Raw genomic sequence first — 18,314 nt, 5'->3', positions numbered from 1 at the left:
GGGCCGATGAAGCCAGCGACCCACCTTGCCCTTCTCCCCCTGCTCGCCGCCACGGCACTCGCCCAGGCCGAGCCCATCGGCTCCGTCGACACCGCTTTCAAGCTGATCGGCCCCGATCACAAGATCGTCGTCGACGCCTATGACGACCCCAAGGTGGGCGGCGTGGCCTGCTATGTGTCGCGCGCCAAGACCGGCGGCATCAAGGGCGCCATCGGGCTGGCCGAGGACAAGGCCGAGGCCTCCATCGCCTGTCGCCAGGTCGGCCCCATCGTCATCAAGCAGCCCTTGCCCGCCCAGGAAGAAGTGTTCAGCGAGCGCATCTCGCTGGTCTTCAAGCGGCTGCGCATCGTGCGCATGGTGGACGTGCCGCGCAACACGCTGGTCTACCTGACCTACTCGGACCGCCTCATCGACGGCTCGCCGCAGAACAGCATCACCGCCGTGCCGGTGGGCCGCGAGACCGCGATCCCGGTGAAGAGATGAGCTTTGTCGAGGCCCTCTTCGCGCTGATGCCGATGCAGGCACTGGCGGCGGCGCTGGTGCTGATCACCCTCGTCGGCTGGCGCGGCGCCAATGCCGGTGGGCGCTGGGCCCAGGTCGGCATGCTCGCCGTGGCGGTCGGCCTGGCCCTGCTGAGCCCGGCGCTGGGCAACCGCTTCAGCGCGCCGCAGGGCCTGCTGAGCGTCGGCGTCGTGGGGGTCAGCCTGGGCCTGTCGGCGCTGTGGTGGGCGCTCGGCCTGTGGCTGACGCCGCGGCCCGGGCGCTGGGCCATGACGGCGGCGCCGCTGGCCCTGGGCGCCGGCCACGCGCTGCTGGGAAGTGACCGCATGGCCGCGCAGACGCTGGCCGACGTCGTGCTGGGCTCGCAGCTCGGCTGGCTGGGTATCGCGCTGTTGCTGCCCGGCCGCAGCGCCGTGCTGCAGGGCCTGAACAGCCGGCGCTGGCGGCTGCTGGGCCTGGCGGCCGTGCTGCCGCTGCTGGCAGCGATGCTCTACCGCGCTACCACCACACTGCTGGATGCCCACGGCCCCGGGCCCGATCTGCTGCTGGCACTGACTGGCCAGCTCGCACTGCTGCTGGCCCTGCCGATGCTGCTGCTGGCCTGGCGCGGCCAGATCGAGGCCGAGCTGGCGAGCCTCACGCAGACCGACGGCCTGACCGGCCTGTGCGACCGCAGCGCCTTCACCAAGCGCTCCGTCGACCTCATCTCAATGGCCCGGCGCTACGACGAGCCGCTGGCCCTGGTCGTGCTCGACCTGGACGATTTCGCGACGCTGCAGGGCGAGCAGGGCGAGGACATGGCCGAGCGCGCGCTGGCCCTGTTCGGCAGCTGCGTGCAGGCCCAGATGCGGCTGGGCGACCTGGCCGGTCGCATCGGCAACGAGCAGTTCGGCGTGCTGATGGCGCGCTGCCTGCCCGAAGGGCCGCAGGCGCTGGATGCGCGCCTGCGCACGGCGCTGGCCGCGCGCACGCCGGGCGAGCTGGGCATGAACCTGTCGTTCAGTGCCGGCTGGGCCAAGCTGCGGCCCGGTGACCGTGGCCTGGCGGATCTGCAGCGCCGCGCCGAGACAGCGCTTTATGAGGCCCAGCGCGCCGGCCGCGGCCAGCTGATGGCCGAACCCGGGGTGGCCGATTGACTGCGGCAGACAACCTGGTTGATGAATGGGTCGGCCAGAACCTGCTGACCACCGACCCGGCGCTGCTGGCCGCCCTGCGCGAAGCCGCACCGCAGGCCATCGAGCCGCTGTCCCGCTACGGCGCCGAGCTGGGCAGCGCCGAGACCGCCCAGCTCGCCCGCGACGCCAACCGCCACGGTCCGGTCCTGCGCCAGCTGGACGCCCGCGGCCGCCGCATCGACGCGGTCGACTTCCACCCCGCCTGGCAAGCGCTGCTGGCGATGTACCGGCGTCAAGGGCTGGTGGCCGATGTGTTCGCGACCGACACGCCCGGCCGCTGGGCGCAATTCGCGGCCGGCTGCTACCTGCACGGGCAGGTCGAGGCTGGATCGCTCTGCCCCGCGACGATGACGCAGGCGGCCATCCCGGTGTTGCAAAAGCAGCCCGAGCTGTTCGCGCCGCTGCGCGACAAGTTCTTCAGCCGCGAGCACGACCCGTTGGACCGTCCGCTGACCGAGAAGCCGTCGATCTGGGTCGGCATGGGCATGACCGAGAAGCAGGGCGGCTCCGACCTGCGCCGCGTGACGACCGAGGCCGTCGAACAGGCGGATGGCAGTTACGCGATCACCGGCCACAAATGGTTCTTCTCAGCGCCCACCAGCGACGCCCACCTCGTGCTGGCCAGGACCGCCGCTGGCCCGACCTGCTTTTGGCTGCCGCGCTACACGCCCGACGGCGCACGCAACGCGGTGCGGGTGATGCGGCTCAAGGACAAGCTGGGCAACCGCAGTAATGCCAGCAGCGAAGTCGAGTTCCATGGCGCATGGGCCCGGCGCCTGGGTGACGAGGGCCGCGGCATCCCGACGCTGATCGAGATGGCCGGCTACACACGGCTGAACTGCGTGATCGGCAGCGCAGCACTCTTGCGCGCCGGCTTCGTGCAGGCCTTGCACAATGCCCGCGAGCGTTTCGCATTCGGCAAGCGCCTGGCCGAGCAGCCGCTGATGCAGACCGTGCTGGCCGACCTCGCACTGGAAAGCGAGGCCGCCATGCGCCTGATGCTGCGGCTGGCGCACGGCTTCGAGCACGGCGAGCCGGCTTGGCAACGGCTGCTGACGCCGGCCACCAAGCTCTGGGTTTGCAAGCGCGCCATCGAGTGCACCGGCGAGGCCATGGAGCTGCTGGGCGGCAATGGCTATGTGGAAGACGGTGTGCTGGCGCGGCTCTACCGCGAGGCGCCGGTCAACTCCATCTGGGAAGGTTCGGGCAATGTGATGGCCTTGGACGTGCTGCGCGCCGTGGCCCGCGAGCCCGATGTGGCCATGGCCTTGCTGGATGACTTTGAGGCCAGCGCCGATGCGCCGGTGCGTGCCGAGGCCGCAACCCTGCGCCACCTGCTGAAGGGCGATCCCTCCGCGCTGGAGGCCCAGGCCCGCCGCATCGCGCAGGGCCTGGTGCTGTGCGCGCAAGGTGTGCTGATGCGCGAGCAATCGTCCACCACCACGGCGGATGCCTTTGTCGCCACCCGCTTTGGCAGCGACGGGCGCCTGGTCGGCACACTGGCTTTGCCGCAGGCGGCACGGGTGCTGGACGCCGCATTGGCTGACTAGTCAACCAAGTACTTGCGCACCACGCGCGCCAGCGTGCCGTCCTTCTCCATCGCAGCGCCCGCTTGTCGATAACGCTGCACCAGCGCGGCGTCGACCGACCGCTTGCTGAACATGATCTGGGCCGCCTCGTCGGACAGCAGCACGTCGGTCGGCACGATCTGCGCGACCAGGCCCAGCCGGGCCAGCTCCCACCGCGCGCTGGCTTCACTGGCCAGCACGCCGTCGACGCGGCCCAGTTCCAGCATCTGCCAAAGGCTGCCGCGCGCCGCCGCCTGGGTCAGCCGCGCGCGGAAGTCGGGCTCGGCCAGCAGGGCGGCGTACTCCGGACCGTAGACGACGCCAATCTGCACGCCGAGCTTGAGCCCCGGCTTGAGCACGTCGCGCAGGCGGGTCGCGTTGCCAAAGCCGGCACGCTGGCTGGCCCGCACGTACAGACGGTTGGGCACCACGACATGCTGTTCGGCCCAGTGCGCATAGGCCTCGCGCTCTGGTCGGCGCAGCGCGCCGGGCAGCACGTCAAGCCGGCCGGCCTGCAGTTCGACCAGGGCGCGTGCCCACGGCAGCTGCACCCAGACGGCGCGGCAGCCGATGCGCTCCAGCGCCTCCTCGACAAGCTCGGCCTGCAGGCCGACGACGCGGTCGCTGCCGTCACGCATGCTGTAGGGCGGGTCGGGGTTCCAGCGCACCCGCATTTCACAGGCCCACGCTGGCAGCGCAATCAGAGCCAACCAGAAAAGGCCGATGCGAAGCGAAAGCAAGAAGACGGTCACGCCGGCATTCTGAGCCGGTTTGTCAGCCAGGTCCGACAAACCGCCGCGCCGCCCGCCGATACGTGGACGACCGACTGACGACGATGCTGGCAGCGAAATTTAGTCCGGAGCCGCACATGCCCATTGACGCCCAACTGCCGCTGAGCCACGCCCTCGAAACCAGCCCGCAGCGCCCGCCATGGGCCCCGCTGGCACGCTGGTTGTCGACGACCGCTGCCAGCACCGAGGCGGCATTGGGTTACGAGTCCGCCCTGCCCTGGACGCTGGGGGTCGACGGGCCGGCCGACGGTGTGCAACCGCCTTACTGAATCAGCCCGTTCTTCAGCGCGTAATAAGTCAGATCGCTGTTGGTCTGCAGCTTGAGCTTCTCAAGCACGCGCGTGCGATAGGTGCTGACCGTCTTGACGCTGAGAAACAGCGCCTCGGCGATATGCCCCACGGTCTCGCCCTGGGCCAGGCGCAGGAAGACCTGGAACTCGCGCTCGGACAGCGCCTCGTGCAGCGGTTTGTCCGAAGCCGCGCCGCCGGGGCCGCCGGCCACGTTGTCGGCCAGCTGCTCGGCCACGGCCGCGCTGATGTAGCGGCGGCCGCGCGACACCTGGCGGATCGCGTTGGCGATCTCCTCGGGGTCGCATTCCTTGTTCAAGTAGCCACTGGCGCCCTGGCGCAGCAGCGTCGTCGCGTAATGCGCCTCAGGGAAACCGCTGAGGATGAGCACGGGCAGCTCGGGGAAGCGCGCCTTGATGGCGGCCAGCGCGTCGACGCCGCTCTGGTCGGGCATGGAGATGTCGAGCAGCAGCACATCGACGTCACCGGCGCGCGCCATCTCCAGCGCGTCATGCCCGCTGGAGCCTTCGCCGGTGACACGCAAGTCGACGTGGTCCGACAGGTATTGGCGCAGGCCGGTGCGAACAATGGCGTGGTCGTCGACGATGCCGATGCGAATCATGGCTGAGCAGCTTGTCAGAGTTTGCCGGCAGCGTAGCAGGCTGGTGCAGCCGCCGCGAGGGTTTCAGTCCTACACGGGCGCCAGTGCCGTCCGACAGGGCACAGCGCTCCGGGACTATGCCGAAAAGTGCGGGCGAGCCTGATAGTCGCCTCCAGCGGCTCCTCAGGAGTCGCGCCCTCACAACAGGAGAATCAAATGCTCAACAAATCCATCCTGACCGTCGCCTTCGCCACCGCCCTTGCTGCCACGCTGGTCACCACCAGCGGCTGCGCCGTTTCGCGCAATCAGGAGACGGTCGGTGCCTACATCGACGATGCGGCGCTGACCACGCGGGTCAAGTCCAAGTTCGCGGCCGACACGACGGTCAGCGCCATGGCCATCAGCGTCGAGACCCTGAAGGGCACGGTCCAGTTGTCGGGCTTTGCCAAGTCGCAAGAGGAACGCGCGATGGCCGAAAAGCTGGCTCGCGAGACCTCCGGCGTCGTCGCGGTGCGCAACGACATCGTCGTGCGACAAGGCTCCTAAGGGCCTTTCCCTAGGAGAAGTCCTACAGCGCGACGCGTTCCCGGCAATGCCGGGCCGACGCTGAAGCGGTTCATACTTCAGCCTCATCCTCCCCACCGCGCCGTCGGGCCATGCCAGCACTCAAAGCCTTCATCGTCGAAGACAGTCCGGTGATCCTTGAGAACCTCATCGCGACGCTGGAGGAGCTGGCCCAGGTGGAGGTTGTCGGGTCTGTCGCGGACGAGGCCGGCGCGGTGCGCTGGATGAGCCGCGACCCCGACGCCAACGCCGACCTTTTCATCGTCGATGTCTTCCTGCGGTCCGGCACTGGGCTGGGCGTGCTGCAAGCTGCCCAGCAACTCGGCTTGCGGGCGCGTCGCGTCGTTCTCACCAACTACGCCACCGAGGAGATGCGCCGCCGCTGCGCGAGCCTCGGTGCCGAGCGCGTCTTCGACAAGAGCCGCGAACTGGATGACCTGATCAGCTATTGCGCCGAACTGGCCGAACATGCATCAGCGCGTCCTGCCGCCGCAGCCACCTGAGCGGCTTCCCGTGCTGCGTCATCTCGATCCCTGGTTGGAGGGCGCCAGCCGCAATCGGGGGTTGGCTGTGGGTTTTGCGGCGCTGGCTGCCGCGGCCGTCATGGGCGTCAGTGAAGCCGCTTTCTGGGGTGCCGACGCAGCGTTGAGCCAGGCCCAGGCCCGCCACCAGGCGCGCAACGACGGCCTGCGCCTGCGCGAGCTGCTGACCGACGCCGAGACCGGCCAGCGCGGCTACCTGCTGACCGGGCGCGACGACTATCTGGTGCCACTGAAACTTGCCGAGCGCGAGCTGCCCGCCGTGCTCTCGCGGCTGCGTGGCCAGTACGCAAGCTCCGAATGGGAGGCGCTGGTCGCCGACGCCAGCCGGCGTGCCGGCGAGAAGCTCTCGGAGCTGCAACTGGTCGTCCAGCTCTACCGTGACGGCACCGACTCGGCATGGCGCGGGCTGGTCGAGTCCGACATCGGCCGCGAAAAGATGCAGGCCGTGCGCGAGGCGGTCGCCCAGCTCGACGAGCATGAGCTGACGCAGATCGCCAGCGAACGCGATGCGGTCTTCCGCTCCCTCAACTACGGCCGCATCGGCGTGCATGGGCTGACGCTCCTCAGCCTGTTCGGCCTGGCCGTTTTCCTGCGCCGCAACGAGGCCCTGCATGCCGCGCGCCGCGAACATGCCCAGGAGCTCGCGCAGGAGCGCGACCGGCTCGACCGCGAGGTGGCGCGCCGCACCGCCGAGCTGACCGAGCTGGCCCGCCATTTGCAAACGGTGCGAGAGGACGAGCGCGCCCACCTGGCGCGCGAGCTGCACGACGAACTCGGCGCGCTGCTGACGGCCGCCAAGCTCGATGTCGCCCGCATCCGCCGCATGACCAAGACGGCGGCGCCCGAGATCGACGAACGCCTCAAGCACATGAGCGAGCTGCTCGACCAGGGCATTGCGCTCAAGCGCCGCATCATCGAAGACCTGCGGCCCTCGGCACTGTCCAACCTCGGGCTGATCCCGGCGCTGGAGATCCTGACCCAGGAGTTCGCCCAGCGCTCGGGCCTGCAGCTCAGCCTGGAGCTGGCCGACGTGCCCACCGAGGAGGCCGGCCGTCTGGCGCTGTACCGCCTGGTGCAGGAGGCGCTGACGAATGTGATGCGCCATGCCAAGGCCAAGCATGTGCGCGTCAACCTCGGCGAGGCCGACGGCTGGCTGCAGATGCACATCCGCGACGACGGACAGGGCTTCAATCCCGAGGCCGTCGGTGCCGGGCACCATGGCCTGCTCGGCATGCGCTACCGCATCGAAAGCCTCGGCGGCACGCTACAGTTGCTGTCGGCACCGGGCCGCGGCACGCTGGTGCTGGCGCGCCTGCCCCTGCTGGTCGAGCCAGAGCCTCAGGACACGCCGCCGGTCACCGCGCCCGGTGAACTGGGCGCGGCGACGCCGCTGCCTCAACCGCCTGCCTGAAGTCCTACAGCGCGAGCTTGCCGGGGCCGACAGGCCGGCACGAGCCCCGCATCCAAACTGGCGTCAGGGAACTGCGCGATGCGTGGCCCGCACATCACCCAGGAGGGGCCATGCAGCTTCCCGATTCCATGCACGCCGCGTCGCGCGATGCCGACGCGATGTCACCGTCTCTGTACAGCCGCCGCTTTCATGCTGCGGCTCTGGTCGTGGCATTTGCAGCGCTGGCAGCCACCGCGGGCCTCAAGGCCGTCCAGGACGCGCGACCGCTGGACGTGCAGATGACCGCTGCCATGCACAAGGCCGGTGACAGTCTGCAGGCCTTGCACGGCCATCTGTCACGCGGCCTGCAGGTGTCATTGCTTGCCGTGGCCGATGGCCGTGATGTTGCACCCGCTGCGGTCGCGCTGGCAGTCGACGCCGACCACCGCAATCAACCGGTGCGGGTCGTCGACCAGGCACCGCAGCGCCAAGGCCGCTAGAAGCGGCTTCACGCCGGCGCCGCCGCTTCGGCACCGGCCAGAACTTCGGCCAGCGGCTGCGGCCGGTGCAGCAAGAAGCCCTGCACCTCGCCCACCCCCAGGCACACCAGCTCCAGCAGCGCCTCGGGCGTCTCGACGGACTCGGCGACGGTGGTCAGGCCCAGGGTGCGGGCGACGTCCACAAAGCTCCGCACGGCGACCTGGTCCAGCGGGTCGGTGGTCACGCCGCGCACGAACTGGCCGTCGATCTTGAGCACATCCACCGGCAGCGCCTTCAGGTGACCGTATGACGCCGAGCCGGCGCCGAAGTCGTCCAGTGCGACCCGCGCGCCCAGCGCCTGCATCTGCTTGATGAAGCGCGCAGCTTCGCCGAGCTGGGTGATGACCGCCGTCTCGGTGATCTCCATGCAGAGTGCCTTGGCGCGTTGCGGCCCCAGCGCGGTCAACAAGGTGCGCGCCTCCTCGTGGTACGCCGCGTCCTGCAAGGTCAGCGCCGACACATTGATCGACAGCGAGGCGATGTCGGGCCCGCCGTCGCGCTGCAGCAGCTCGACGGCCTGGCAGAGCACCCAGCGGTCCAGCCGCGGCGCCAGATGGAAGCGCTCGGCCGCGGGCATGAAGGCGCCGGGCATCACCCGGCTGCCATCGCGCTCGCGCAGGCGCAGCAGCAGCTCGCCGCGCAGGCGGCCGTCATCCTCGCCCTGGGCCGGCAGCACACGCTGCAGGTCGAGTTCGAAGCGGTCCTCGTCCAGCGCCTGTTGCAGCCGGGTTGCCCAGCGGTGCTCGTTCTGGTGAGCGCGCAGCGTGACGTCGTCCAGTGCCCACAGCTGGACGCGGTTGCGGCCCTGCTCCTTGGCCAGCATGCAGCAGGCATCGGCTTCGCGCATCGCCACGTCGGCATCGGGCCAGCGCCCGTCCAGCGGCGCCACGCCGATGCTGGCGCCGATGCGAAAGCGCTGCTCGCCGTGCACATAGCGGTACTGGTCCATCGCATCGCAAAGCTTCTGCGCCACGTGGACGGCTTCGTCCTGCGAGCAGTTTTCAAGGATGGCCGCGAACTCGTCGCCGCCCAGGCGGGCGACCGTGTCGCGGCCGCGCACACCGGCTTCCAGGCGCCGGGCCACTTCGCGCAGCACCTCGTCGCCAGCGGCGTGGCCGCAGTGATCGTTGACGAGCTTGAAGCGGTCCAGGTCCAGGGCCAGCAGCGCGTGCTGGCTGCCATCACGCTTGGCCCGTTCCAGCGTGCGCGCCAGGCGCTGGCCGAATTCCGCGCGGTTGACCAGGCCGGTCAGCCCGTCATGGCTGGCGCGCCAGCGGATCTCGTCGAACTGGCGACGCTGCTGCGTCACGTCGCGGAATACCAGCACCGCGCCCAGCACCTGGCCCTCCGCGTCGCGGATGGGCGCGACCGAATCTTCCACGGCATGCAGCTCGCCGCTGCGGCTGAGCAGCACGGCGCCCGTGGGCAACCGCGTCGGCCGGCCCGTGTCCAGGCAGCGCTGCACCGGGTCGTCCAGCGGCTCATTGTTCTCTTCGCGCTGCGGCTGAAAGACCAGGCTGGACGGCTGCCCACGCGCCTCGCTGGCCGCCCAGCCCGTCAAGCGCTGCGCCACGGGGTTGAGCCAGGTGACGCGGCCGAGCGCATCAGTCGTCAGCACCGCGTCGGCGATGGACTGCAGCGTCACTTCAAGCAGCTCACGCTGCTCCTCCAGTTGCTGCTGCAGCCGGCGTGCATCGCTGACGTCCCAGCACACGCCCGACAGCCGCAGCGCCCGGCCCGCGCCATCACGCAGCACCCGGCCTGAGCTGCGCAACACGTGCACGCTGCCATCGGGCCAGCGAACCCGCCACTCGCCTTCCAGCTGCGGGCCGCCGCGCAGCGCATCGCGCACCGCCTGCGCAGCGGCGCGGCGGTCCTGCGGGTGCAGGCACCTGCGCCAGCGCGCCAGGCTGACGCGCGTGCCGCGCCGCGGTTCGCCATGCAGCTTCCACATCGCGTCGTCCCACGCCACATGGCCGACCCGCAAGTCGAGGTCCCACACACCGATGCCACCGCTGTGCGTGGCCAAGGCCAGGCGCTCCAGGGCGCGCTCCAGCTCGGCGCGGACCTCGGCCGGCTCGGTCACGTCCAGCATGACCACGCCGATGCGTCGTCCTCCGGTCTCCGTCTCGCGGTCGTCGTCGAGCCGGCCTACGACACGCAAAGCCCGTCTCCCGCCAGCGCCAGCGCCGTCGCAGAACAGTTCGACATCCCAGCCCTGGCCCTCAGCCGCCGCACGCTGCAGCGCGGCGTCCAGCATGGCCGCGCCATCGGGGCCAAAGCGCTGCAGCAGCGCCGCCAGCGTCGGCACCTGTCCGTGTGGCAGGCCCAGCAGTTCACAAGCCGAGTCGGACAGCGTCAGCTTGGCGGTGTCAGGTTGCCATTCCCAGGCGCCCACGCCGGCCAACCGGCTGCAGCGCGCCAGGAAACGTGCGTTCTGCGCCAGCGCCAATTGCGCGGCGGACGCCGCTGCGGCGCCTGCGGGCGCACCCGTCAGCAGCGTTTCGCTCATCGATGCTCACTCCGACTTGACAACTGAGAAGCATCACGCCCGGCGGCGTAGTCAAAACGTCGGCACGGCGCATGTCAGAACGTAGGACAACACCGCGTTGACAGCGAGCCACGCAGGTTTACACGGCACAGCCGGTTCGACGGACAACCACTGCGGCGGGCGGGGCGTTCACAGAGCCAGGCCACAGCGTTTCCGCGCGGCCCGCATCAGGAGCAAGCATGATCAACCGATTCCATCTCCTTACCCGCTGGCTGGCCCCTGCCCTCGTCGGCCTTCTCACGCTGGCCGCGTTGCCGGCGGCGCGCGCTGCTGATGTCAGCGTCTCCATCGGTTTCAGCCAACCCGGCCTGCATGGCCGCGTGGACGTCGGCCGCTATCCGGCGCCGATGCTGGTCGCACCCCAACCGGTCATCATCAGCCGGCCCAGCTATCGCGTCGACCCGGTCTACCTGTGGGTGCCGAACGATCACCGCCGCGACTGGCGCCGGCACTGCGGTCGCTACGGTGCCTGCGGCGCGCCGGTCTACTTCGTCGATGACGGCTGGTACCGCCAGAACGTCATCGTCCACCGCGAGCGGGATCGGCGCGGGCATGGCCACGACCGCCATCACCGCGACGACCGGCACGATCATCACCGCCGCGGGCACCGGCACGGGCACGGGCACGGGCACGGGCACGGGCACGGCAATGGGCACGGTCATCACTGATTGACCGTAGAAGGCCTCAACTGGCCGGTGGTGCGGCTCAGTTCCGGCCATTACCGGCGGGCAGGGCGGCCTAAAGTCGAGCAGACCCTGACCGATGTGCCGCGCCCGCGGCTGGCCGGATGCCCGACGCTGACCACTCCCCCGCCCTGCCCCCATTGACCCTGCCGCCGGCGCCGCGCCGGCTGTCGGCCTATGCCTGGCCCATGGCGCTGGCGCTCGCTGCCTGCGGCGGCGGCGGCGACAGCGGCGCGCCCGACGTGCCGCCACCGCCGCCCCCGGTGGCCACGCCCAGCCCGCTGCCCATGCCGGTCCCGGTGCCGACACCCAGTCCTTCGCCCAGCCCATCCCCCAGTCCATCTCCATCGCCGAGCCCGGCTCCGAGCCCGAGCCCGAGCCCTTCTCCGGCGCCAAGCCCCAGCCCCGCACCAAGCCCCAGCCCTGCGCCGAGTCCCGCTCCCAGCCCGTCACCAGCGCCAGCGCCAGCGCCAGCGCCAGCGCCAGCGCCAGCGCCGACGCCGACGCCCCCGCCGCCCCCGCCGCCCCCGCCTCCTCCTCCACCGCCGGTCTCCGGCGTCGTCGCGGCCGGCCTGGGCTTGAGCGGCGCCACGGTGCGCGTGCTGGATCCGACCGGCAAGGTGATCGCGACCGGCCGCCCGGTGTCAGCCACGACGGGTGCCTACGGCCCCGTGCCGCTGGTCGGCCAGGGGCCCTTCCGCGTGGAAGCCTGCGGCAGCGTGGGCGACAAGCCGTTGTGCGTCTGGGGCGCGACGAACGACGGCGGCACGCTGAACCTGACACCGCTGACCAGTGCCATCACGGTGCTTGCCAGCGGTCAGTCACCCGAGACGCTGATGACCGGCGCGGCGCAGGGCCTGACCAACGAGGCCGTGGCAAGCGCCCACGCCCAGCTGCGCACCGCCCTAGCGCCGGCCCTGGCCGACGCCGGCCTGGCCAGTGATTTCGACCTGCTGGCCGGCGCACTGACGCCCGGCTTGCATACCGGTCACGACCGCGTGCTGGACGCCGTTGCCGTAGCCCTGGGCTTCGACACCAAGGCCTTCGTCACACTGAGTTCGCGACTGGGGGCGGGCACCGCCTACCTGGAGCCCGGCACCACCCAGGGCAGCTTCAGCATCGATGCCGCCGCCGGGCCCGTGGACCTGATCGGCCTGGATGCCTTGTTTGCCAGCATGAACACGGCCATGGCCAGCAATGCCAGCTGCCAGCCCGGCCTGACCGCGGTGTTCGACGCCAACGTGCGGGCCAGCCTCGACCCGAGCACGACCTTCAGTGGCGGCCAGGCCGCCCAGGTCATCTGCCTGCGCCTGGGCGGCGTGCTCGGCGACGGCGAAGTGCTGTTCGGCGGCAAGCTGCTGCCGACGACGCTGGGACGCTGCGACTTCGACGCCGGCGATCCGGTCTGCCGCGTCAACTTCGTCTTCCAGAACAGCAAGGGGTACCAGCGTCGCCTGGGCCAGGAGCAGGTCGCCGTCAAGCGGCCCACGGGCTGGGCCTTCCTGGGCAACCGCTTGGAGGTGCAGGCCAGCGCCAGCGCCCGCCTGGTGCTGGTCAGGCGTGTGGATGCCGCGGCGCCAGACAGTTATGCGCGCTACCTGGACATCAGCATTCCGGCCGTCGGCGTCAGTGGCGGCGACACCCTGCAATGTGCCCGTGTCAGCCAGAAGGACAGCGGCGGCGCCGACGTCGCGCTGGCCCTGTTCAAGCGTGGCGGCGGCGGCATGCTCAGCCTGTGGAGCGTCAGCAGCAACGACGCAACCCCCAGCCTCGACCCCGCCACGGGCGCGACGCGCGGCGCCAATGTCATCGCCCTGCAGGTGCCCACCGGCGCGGCGGGAGACACGACGGTGCGGAACTTCGCGCGCGCCGGGCGCGCGCTGAAGATCGAGCTCTATGGCGACGCCGCCTGCGCCACGCCGCTCACCGGCGCGGACGGGCCGGCCATCAGCGTGGAGCTGCCCGGCCTGCTGCCGATCGCGGCATCCAGCCACAGCGGCCAGCCCTGGCCGGCGCTGGCGACCGCATCGGCCACCGCACTGGCCAGTTTGAAGGGCACCGCCAACGCCAAGGTCAGCTATGGCCCGAGCTGGACCTTCCCGCGTCGCGACCTGGCGGTAAACCGTGCCCAGCTCTGCACCGACACCGCCTGCAACGGCAAGCTGGCCGAACTGGAGCTGACCGCCGGCGCAACCACTGCAGCGTTCACCCCCACCCTGGGCACCACAGCGCTGGCCACCTCCGACTACAAGCTGCTGCGCATCACCGGGCGCATGCCCGATGGCCTGGTGCTGCAGCTGGACAGTCAGTCCTGCGCGGGGCAGGTCGCCAGCCTGCCCTGCTAGCGCGGTTAGCGTGAAACGCGGATCAGCTTGCCGCTGTCCGTGATCATCAGCAGTGACCCGTCGGCTGCCGGCTTGACGTCGCGGATGCGTTCGCCCAGCTCCGCAAACAGGCGCTCGCGGCTGGCCACCGTGTCGCCCGACAGCGTCAGCCGCCATAGCGCCTGGCCGGCCAGCGCCGCGACGAAAAGGTTGCCCTGCCACTCCGGGAACATCGCGCCGCTGTAGAAGGCCATGCCGGCCGGCGCGATGGAGGTGGGCACCCAGAAGGTGAGCGGCTCGACAAAGCGCGGCGCGTGTGTGCCGTTGCCGAGGCGGCAGCCGTCGCCCACCGGCTCACCGTAATTGCAGCCATAGGTGACGGTGGGCCAACCGTAGTTGGCGCCGGCGCGGGCGATGTTGATCTCGTCGCCGCCTTGAGGGCCGTGCTCGCAGACCCAGAGTTCGCCCGTGGCCGGATGCAGGGCTGCACCCTGAGGGTTGCGGTGGCCCAGGCTCCAGATGCCGGCGCGCGCACCGCCGGCGAAGACGGGGTTGTCGGCCGGCACGCTGCCGTCACGGTTGATGCGCGCGACCTTGCCAAGCGTCTGCTGCAGGTCTTGCGACGGGCTCGCGAGCTGACGTTCACCCAGCGTGATGAACAGCGTCTTGTCACGCGCAAAGACGAGGCGCGATCCGTAATGCCCGCTGCCGCTCACCTTGGGCGCCTGGCGGAAGATCACCATCAGCCCCTGCAGCGCGTTGCCCACCAGCTGGGCGCGCGCGACCGCCGTGCCGGCCCGGCCCGCGTCGGCGCCGGTGCCCGGCTCGGCATAGTTGAGGTAGACCCAGGGCGTGGTGGCGAAGTCGGGGTCCAGCGCGACGTCGAGCAGGCCGCCCTGGCCGACGCTGCTGACGGCGGGCGCGCCGCTGACCGGCTGGCTGCTGCCCAGGTTGGCCGCCACGCGCACCAGGCTGCCGCTGCGCTGCGTGACCAGCCAGCTGCCGTCGGGCAGCTGGACCAGGCCCCAGGGGTTGGACAGCGTGGCCGCCTGCACCGTGGCGCGCGGCGCGCTGGGCGCGGGAGGAACGGGGGTAGACGCGGGCGGCGCCGGTGTCGGCACGGGCGGCGCATCGGCACCCCCGCCGCCACCACCACAGGCTGTGAGCCCGGCCAGCAGGGCGAGTGCAGCGAGCCGGGCGTAGGGCAGCATGGGCATGGCGCTGGATGATGGTTCAAAGCCGCGCCACACGTCGTAAGCAAGTATTGCCGCGTCAGCGCCTGGGCAGCGTATAACTCGCCAGACCGGCGAAGCCCTTCTTCGACACCGCCTGTACACCGAAGACCACGTTGTCCTTGGACACCGGCAGCGTCACGCGGGTGGTGCGGCCGACGTCCTTGAACTGCTGCCAGGTGGCCGCGTCGGTGTCGCGCCAGACCACGCGGTAGCCGGCCACCTCGGGGTCGTCGCTGGCCTGCCATTCCAGCGTGGAGTCGTTGGTCAGCTCGCGCGCGTCCAGCCGCACGCCCCTGAGCGGCGCGGGTGCCCAGGCCAACGTCGCCAGGCCGGCGAGATTGGCGCGCGTCACGTCGGCCACATAGGCGAAGTCGACGAACTCCGGCAGGTCGCCGTAGACGACGCCGTTCTCGGTGCGCGGGTTCTGGTGCTGGTGAGCGAAGTTCTCAAAGGGCTCGGAAAAGCGCACGGCGGCATAGCCGCGTTCCAGGAAGGGCAGGTGATCGCCACCGCGCAGATAGCGGTCGCGGCGCTGGATGAGCTGCACGGTGAAACCGGGCATGGCGCCCTCGGCGGCAGCCTTCAGATGGCGGCCGAGCTGGTGGGTGGGCAGGTCCTCGCTGCCGCCGGCCTGCAACAGCGGCAGCAGCTCGGCCTGCATCGCGGCGGCGGACCGGGCATCGGCCTCGCTGGGCGGGCGGTTGGCGCTGGCAGCGGTCAGCAGGCGCACGAGCGGATCGAGGCCGTCGGCGAACAGGCGCATGCGCTTGGGGTCGCGCTGGCCGGCGTCGCCGGTGGCGCTGCCGATGATGTCGTTGGTGATCATGGCCTCGACGTTGACGCCGGAGGCGCGCGCCTCGCGTGCCCATTGCGCGGCGCCGAGCAGGCCCTGCTCCTCGCCCGGCACGGCCATGAAGACGAGGGTGGCGTCGAACTGTCGCTTGGCCATCACGCAGGCCAGCTCCATGACCGCCGCCGTGCCCGAGGCGTCGTCGTTGGCGCCGGGCGCCTCGCCAAGCGAGTCCATCACATCGCTGTTGCGCGAGTCATAGTGGCCGCTGACAACCAGCACACGCGCCTTGCTGGCGCCGCGACCGGGCAGCGTCGCGACGATGTTGACCAGCTCCGTCGGCTGCGGCATGCGCGTGCCGGCGGGTTCGATGAAGCTTTGCTCTTCCACCTGCAGCCGCCCGCCCGCCGCCTTGGCGCAGGCCGACAGCTCGGCCGTGATCCAGCGCCGCGCAGCCCCGATGCCGCGCGTCTCGGAGGCGATGTCCGACAGCGTGTGGCGCGTGCCGAAAGCCGCCAGCTTGCGGATGCGCGCCTCGATGCGCGCAGGACTGACCTCGGCCAGCATGGCCTTGAGGTCGTCGGCGGGGGATTGGGCCTGGGCCGTGGCGGCCAGCAGGGTGAGCACAAGGGCGGCGGGTTGAAAGCGCATGGGACGGATTCTGGCGCTTGCCGTCGCCGCGGCGTTGTTCTACGCTGGCCCGGCACCGAGGAGCGTTCGATGGACCTGGATTCACGAGTAAGCACGATCCGCACGGTGGCGCTGGTGGGGCCCGCCAGCGCCGGCAAGACGCTGCTGCTGGACGCGCTGCTGGCGCACGCCGGCGCCATCGCCCAGGCGGGCAGCATCGAGCGCGGCAGCACGGTGAGCGACCACGACGCGCTGGAGAAGCGCCTCGGTCATTCCCTGCAATCCAGCCTGGCCCACTTCACGCACGGCGGCATCCGTGTGCATGCCATCGACACGCCCGGCGCGGCCGACTTTGTCGGCCAGGCGCTGCCGGCGCTGGAGGCGGCCGACACGGCTATCGTCGTCATCAACGCGCTCAACGGCATCGAGCTGATGGCCCAGCGCCTGCTGACGGCTGCCGGCGAGCGCGGCCTGGCGCGGCTGATCGTCATCAACAAGATCGACTGCGCCGACACCGACTTGGCCAGCCTGCTGGCCCAGATCCGCGAGGTCTTCGGCAAGGAGTGCTTGCCGCTGAACCTGCCGGCCGACGGCGCCAAGCGCGTCGCCGACTGCTTTTTCGCGGCGTCAGGAGACGCCGATTTTTCGTCGGTGGCTGATGCCCACCGGGCACTCGTCGAGCAGGTCGTCGAGGTGGACGCCGCCTTCGTCGACCGCTACCTGACCGAGGGCGACATCGACCCGCGCGAGCTGCACGCGCCGCTGGAGCAGGCGCTGCGCGAAGGCCACCTGATCCCGGTGTGCTTCTGCTCGGCCAAGACGGGCGCGGGCATCGGCGAACTGCTGAGCGCCATCGAGGCGCTGATGCCCAACCCGGCCGAAGGCAACCCGCCCCCTTTTCTGGAAGGCAAGGGCACCGAGCCCGCGCCCTACCCGGCCAAGCCGGACCCGGCCGGCCATGTGCTGGCGCATGTCTTCAAGATCGTGGCCGACCCTTACCTGGGCAAGATGGGCGTCATGCGCGTGCACCAGGGCCGCGTCGCCAAGGGCGGCCAGCTCTTCGTCGGCCATGCGCGCAAGCCCATCCGCGTCGGCCACCTCTTCATGCTGCAGGGCGCCAAGCATGTGGACATCGACGAGGCGCTGCCGGGCGACCTCTGCGCCATTGCCAAGGTCGACGACCTGGCTTTCGACGCGGTGCTGCACGACGCCCAGGAGGACGAACACATCTACCTGAAGCCGCTGGACTTCCCGACGCCGGTGCATGGCCTGGCCATCAGCCCGGCGCGGCGCGGCGATGAGCAAAAGCTCTGGGAGGTGCTGGCCCGCCTTGTCGACGAAGACCCCTGCTTGCGCATCGAGCAGGCGGGCGAGACACACCAGACCCTGGTCTACGGCCTGGGCGAACTGCACCTGCGGCTGCTGCTGGACCGGGTGCGCGAGCTCTACAAGGGGGAGATCCTGACCGAGCCACCGCGCATTGCCTACCGCGAGACGATCTCCGCGCCGGCCGAAGGCCACTACCGCCACAAGAAGCAGAGCGGGGGTGCCGGCCAGTTCGGCGAGGTCTACCTGCGCGTGGAGCCGCTGGCGCGCGGCGCCGGTTTCGAGTTCGTCGACGCGGTCAAGGGCGGCACCATCCCGGGCCAGTTCATGCCCGCCGTCGAGAAGGGCGTGCGCTCGGCGTTGGCCAGCGGCGTCATCGCGGGCTATCCGCTCGTCGACCTGCGCGTCATCGTCTACGACGGCAAGCACCATTCGGTGGACAGCAAGGAAATCGCCTTCGTCACCGCCGGCCGCCGCGCACTGATGGAGGCCGTGCGCGAAGCCAGGCCGCTGGTGCTGGAGCCCATCGTGCAGGTCGAGATCACGGCGCCCGAGCACAGCATCGGCGACATCACCGGCGACCTGGCCTCACGCCGCGGCCAGGTCAACGGCACGCGCGCCGCTGTGCCGGGCAGCCTGGCCGTGCAGGGGCTGGCACCGTTGGCCGAGCTCGCCAGCTACCAGTCGCGCCTCAACGCCATCACGGCCGGCGAGGGGCGCTACACGCTGCTGCTGTCGCACTACGAGGCCGTGCCGCCGAACACGCAGGCGGCACTGGTCGGCGCCTACAAGGCAGGGGACGAAGGCGACTGAGC

The 18,314-nt window shown here is 70.6% G+C and carries 16 protein-coding genes; 11 read left to right on the top strand and 5 right to left on the bottom strand.

All coding sequences use genetic code 11. The features are described 5' to 3' along the window. Positions 1 to 6: 6 nt before the first annotated feature. From ASC81_RS01650 to ASC81_RS01640, 3 genes are read left to right on the top strand one after another with little or no spacing between them, the layout of a single operon-like run. Positions 7 to 483: a CreA family protein gene (locus tag ASC81_RS01650; protein WP_056261871.1), complete on the top strand. Its 477-nt coding sequence runs from the start codon at positions 7 to 9 to the stop codon at positions 481 to 483. After that, on the top strand, positions 480 to 1,637 hold the full coding sequence (locus ASC81_RS01645) for a GGDEF domain-containing protein (RefSeq protein ID WP_056261868.1): 1,158 nt from the start codon (positions 480 to 482) through the stop codon (positions 1,635 to 1,637). Before ASC81_RS01650 ends, ASC81_RS01645 begins: the two co-directional genes overlap by 4 nt. Further along, entirely contained in the window at positions 1,634 to 3,226 is a 1,593-nt protein-coding gene (locus ASC81_RS01640; protein ID WP_056261865.1) for an acyl-CoA dehydrogenase family protein, read from the top strand. Before ASC81_RS01645 ends, ASC81_RS01640 begins: the two co-directional genes overlap by 4 nt. Here the strand turns inward: ASC81_RS01640 and ASC81_RS01635 are convergent. Beyond that, entirely contained in the window at positions 3,223 to 3,996 is a 774-nt protein-coding gene (locus ASC81_RS01635) for an ABC transporter substrate-binding protein (protein ID WP_156391654.1), read from the bottom strand. The two genes, ASC81_RS01640 and ASC81_RS01635, sit on opposite strands and share 4 nt — an antisense overlap. A 116-nt stretch (positions 3,997 to 4,112) precedes the next feature. Here ASC81_RS01635 and ASC81_RS01630 point away from each other — a divergent pair, with 116 nt between their 5' ends. Then, positions 4,113 to 4,304 carry a hypothetical protein gene (locus tag ASC81_RS01630; protein ID WP_056261860.1) on the top strand — a complete coding sequence of 64 codons (192 nt, stop codon included), beginning with the start codon at positions 4,113 to 4,115 and terminating at the stop codon, positions 4,302 to 4,304. On the opposite strand, the gene ASC81_RS01625 is transcribed toward ASC81_RS01630, so the two are convergent. Beyond that, positions 4,298 to 4,945: a response regulator transcription factor gene (locus ASC81_RS01625; protein WP_056261856.1), complete on the bottom strand. Its 648-nt coding sequence runs from the start codon at positions 4,943 to 4,945 to the stop codon at positions 4,298 to 4,300. The two genes, ASC81_RS01630 and ASC81_RS01625, sit on opposite strands and share 7 nt — an antisense overlap. Positions 4,946 to 5,140: 195 nt before the next feature. Between ASC81_RS01625 and ASC81_RS01620 the strand changes: the two genes are divergently transcribed. The 4 genes from ASC81_RS01620 to ASC81_RS01605 all read left to right on the top strand — a co-directional run bounded on the left by ASC81_RS01620 (position 5,141) and on the right by ASC81_RS01605 (position 7,920). Further along, positions 5,141 to 5,470 carry a BON domain-containing protein gene (locus ASC81_RS01620; RefSeq protein ID WP_056261853.1) on the top strand — a complete coding sequence of 110 codons (330 nt, stop codon included), beginning with the start codon at positions 5,141 to 5,143 and terminating at the stop codon, positions 5,468 to 5,470. A 110-nt stretch (positions 5,471 to 5,580) separates the two neighbouring features. Next, positions 5,581 to 5,991, top strand: a complete 411-nt coding sequence (locus tag ASC81_RS01615) for a response regulator transcription factor (protein WP_056261850.1) — start codon at positions 5,581 to 5,583, stop codon at positions 5,989 to 5,991. Continuing rightward, positions 5,957 to 7,441: a CHASE3 domain-containing protein gene (locus ASC81_RS01610; protein ID WP_056261847.1), complete on the top strand. Its 1,485-nt coding sequence runs from the start codon at positions 5,957 to 5,959 to the stop codon at positions 7,439 to 7,441. Before ASC81_RS01615 ends, ASC81_RS01610 begins: the two co-directional genes overlap by 35 nt. Positions 7,442 to 7,551: 110 nt before the next feature. After that, on the top strand, positions 7,552 to 7,920 hold the full coding sequence (locus ASC81_RS01605) for a hypothetical protein (protein ID WP_056261845.1): 369 nt from the start codon (positions 7,552 to 7,554) through the stop codon (positions 7,918 to 7,920). An 8-nt stretch (positions 7,921 to 7,928) separates the two neighbouring features. Here the strand turns inward: ASC81_RS01605 and ASC81_RS28135 are convergent, their stop codons facing one another. After that, complete coding sequence (locus tag ASC81_RS28135; protein WP_056261842.1) at positions 7,929 to 10,472, bottom strand: EAL domain-containing protein; 2,544 nt, start codon at positions 10,470 to 10,472, stop codon at positions 7,929 to 7,931. Between the two features lie 218 nt (positions 10,473 to 10,690). Between ASC81_RS28135 and ASC81_RS26850 the strand changes: the two genes are divergently transcribed. Together ASC81_RS26850 and ASC81_RS01590 are read left to right on the top strand one after the other, a co-directional pair. Beyond that, positions 10,691 to 11,179: a hypothetical protein gene (locus ASC81_RS26850; protein WP_056261839.1), complete on the top strand. Its 489-nt coding sequence runs from the start codon at positions 10,691 to 10,693 to the stop codon at positions 11,177 to 11,179. 593 nt (positions 11,180 to 11,772) lie between these two features. Then, positions 11,773 to 13,539, top strand: a complete 1,767-nt coding sequence (locus tag ASC81_RS01590) for a hypothetical protein (protein ID WP_056261836.1) — start codon at positions 11,773 to 11,775, stop codon at positions 13,537 to 13,539. Positions 13,540 to 13,544: 5 nt separating this feature from the next. On the opposite strand, the gene ASC81_RS01585 is transcribed toward ASC81_RS01590, so the two are convergent. Together ASC81_RS01585 and ASC81_RS01580 are read right to left on the bottom strand one after the other, a co-directional pair. After that, complete coding sequence (locus tag ASC81_RS01585) at positions 13,545 to 14,735, bottom strand: PQQ-dependent sugar dehydrogenase (protein WP_056261835.1); 1,191 nt, start codon at positions 14,733 to 14,735, stop codon at positions 13,545 to 13,547. A gap of 55 nt (positions 14,736 to 14,790) precedes the next feature. Beyond that, positions 14,791 to 16,194: a M28 family metallopeptidase gene (locus ASC81_RS01580; protein ID WP_056261832.1), complete on the bottom strand. Its 1,404-nt coding sequence runs from the start codon at positions 16,192 to 16,194 to the stop codon at positions 14,791 to 14,793. 69 nt (positions 16,195 to 16,263) lie between these two features. On the opposite strand from ASC81_RS01580, the gene fusA reads away from it, so the two are divergent. After that, the gene (gene fusA, locus ASC81_RS01575) at positions 16,264 to 18,312 is read left to right on the top strand and encodes an elongation factor G (RefSeq protein WP_056261829.1); all 2,049 of its coding nucleotides are present in this window, start codon (positions 16,264 to 16,266) and stop codon (positions 18,310 to 18,312) included. Positions 18,313 to 18,314: the final 2 nt, after the last annotated feature.

Source organism: Pelomonas sp. Root405, assembly GCF_001425165.1.
In the GTDB taxonomy this organism is placed as follows: domain Bacteria; phylum Pseudomonadota; class Gammaproteobacteria; order Burkholderiales; family Burkholderiaceae_C; genus Pelomonas.
This window is presented reverse-complemented; position numbering and strand designations above follow the sequence as displayed.

What these genes read in the sequence shown, in the direction of transcription:
- ASC81_RS01650 (WP_056261871.1), top strand. Translation starts at nt 7, where the DNA reads ATGAAGCCAGCGACCCACCTTGCCCTTCTCCCCCTGCTCGCCGCCACG.
- ASC81_RS01645 (WP_056261868.1), top strand. Translation starts at nt 480, where the DNA reads ATGAGCTTTGTCGAGGCCCTCTTCGCGCTGATGCCGATGCAGGCACTG.
- ASC81_RS01630 (WP_056261860.1), top strand. Translation starts at nt 4,113, where the DNA reads ATGCCCATTGACGCCCAACTGCCGCTGAGCCACGCCCTCGAAACCAGC.
- ASC81_RS01625 (WP_056261856.1), bottom strand. Translation starts at nt 4,945, where the DNA reads ATGATTCGCATCGGCATCGTCGACGACCACGCCATTGTTCGCACCGGC.
- ASC81_RS01620 (WP_056261853.1), top strand. Translation starts at nt 5,141, where the DNA reads ATGCTCAACAAATCCATCCTGACCGTCGCCTTCGCCACCGCCCTTGCT.
- ASC81_RS01615 (WP_056261850.1), top strand. Translation starts at nt 5,581, where the DNA reads ATGCCAGCACTCAAAGCCTTCATCGTCGAAGACAGTCCGGTGATCCTT.
- ASC81_RS01610 (WP_056261847.1), top strand. Translation starts at nt 5,957, where the DNA reads ATGCATCAGCGCGTCCTGCCGCCGCAGCCACCTGAGCGGCTTCCCGTG.
- ASC81_RS01605 (WP_056261845.1), top strand. Translation starts at nt 7,552, where the DNA reads ATGCAGCTTCCCGATTCCATGCACGCCGCGTCGCGCGATGCCGACGCG.
- ASC81_RS28135 (WP_056261842.1), bottom strand. Translation starts at nt 10,472, where the DNA reads ATGAGCGAAACGCTGCTGACGGGTGCGCCCGCAGGCGCCGCAGCGGCG.
- ASC81_RS26850 (WP_056261839.1), top strand. Translation starts at nt 10,691, where the DNA reads ATGATCAACCGATTCCATCTCCTTACCCGCTGGCTGGCCCCTGCCCTC.
- ASC81_RS01585 (WP_056261835.1), bottom strand. Translation starts at nt 14,735, where the DNA reads ATGCCCATGCTGCCCTACGCCCGGCTCGCTGCACTCGCCCTGCTGGCC.
- ASC81_RS01580 (WP_056261832.1), bottom strand. Translation starts at nt 16,194, where the DNA reads ATGCGCTTTCAACCCGCCGCCCTTGTGCTCACCCTGCTGGCCGCCACG.
- fusA (WP_056261829.1), top strand. Translation starts at nt 16,264, where the DNA reads ATGGACCTGGATTCACGAGTAAGCACGATCCGCACGGTGGCGCTGGTG.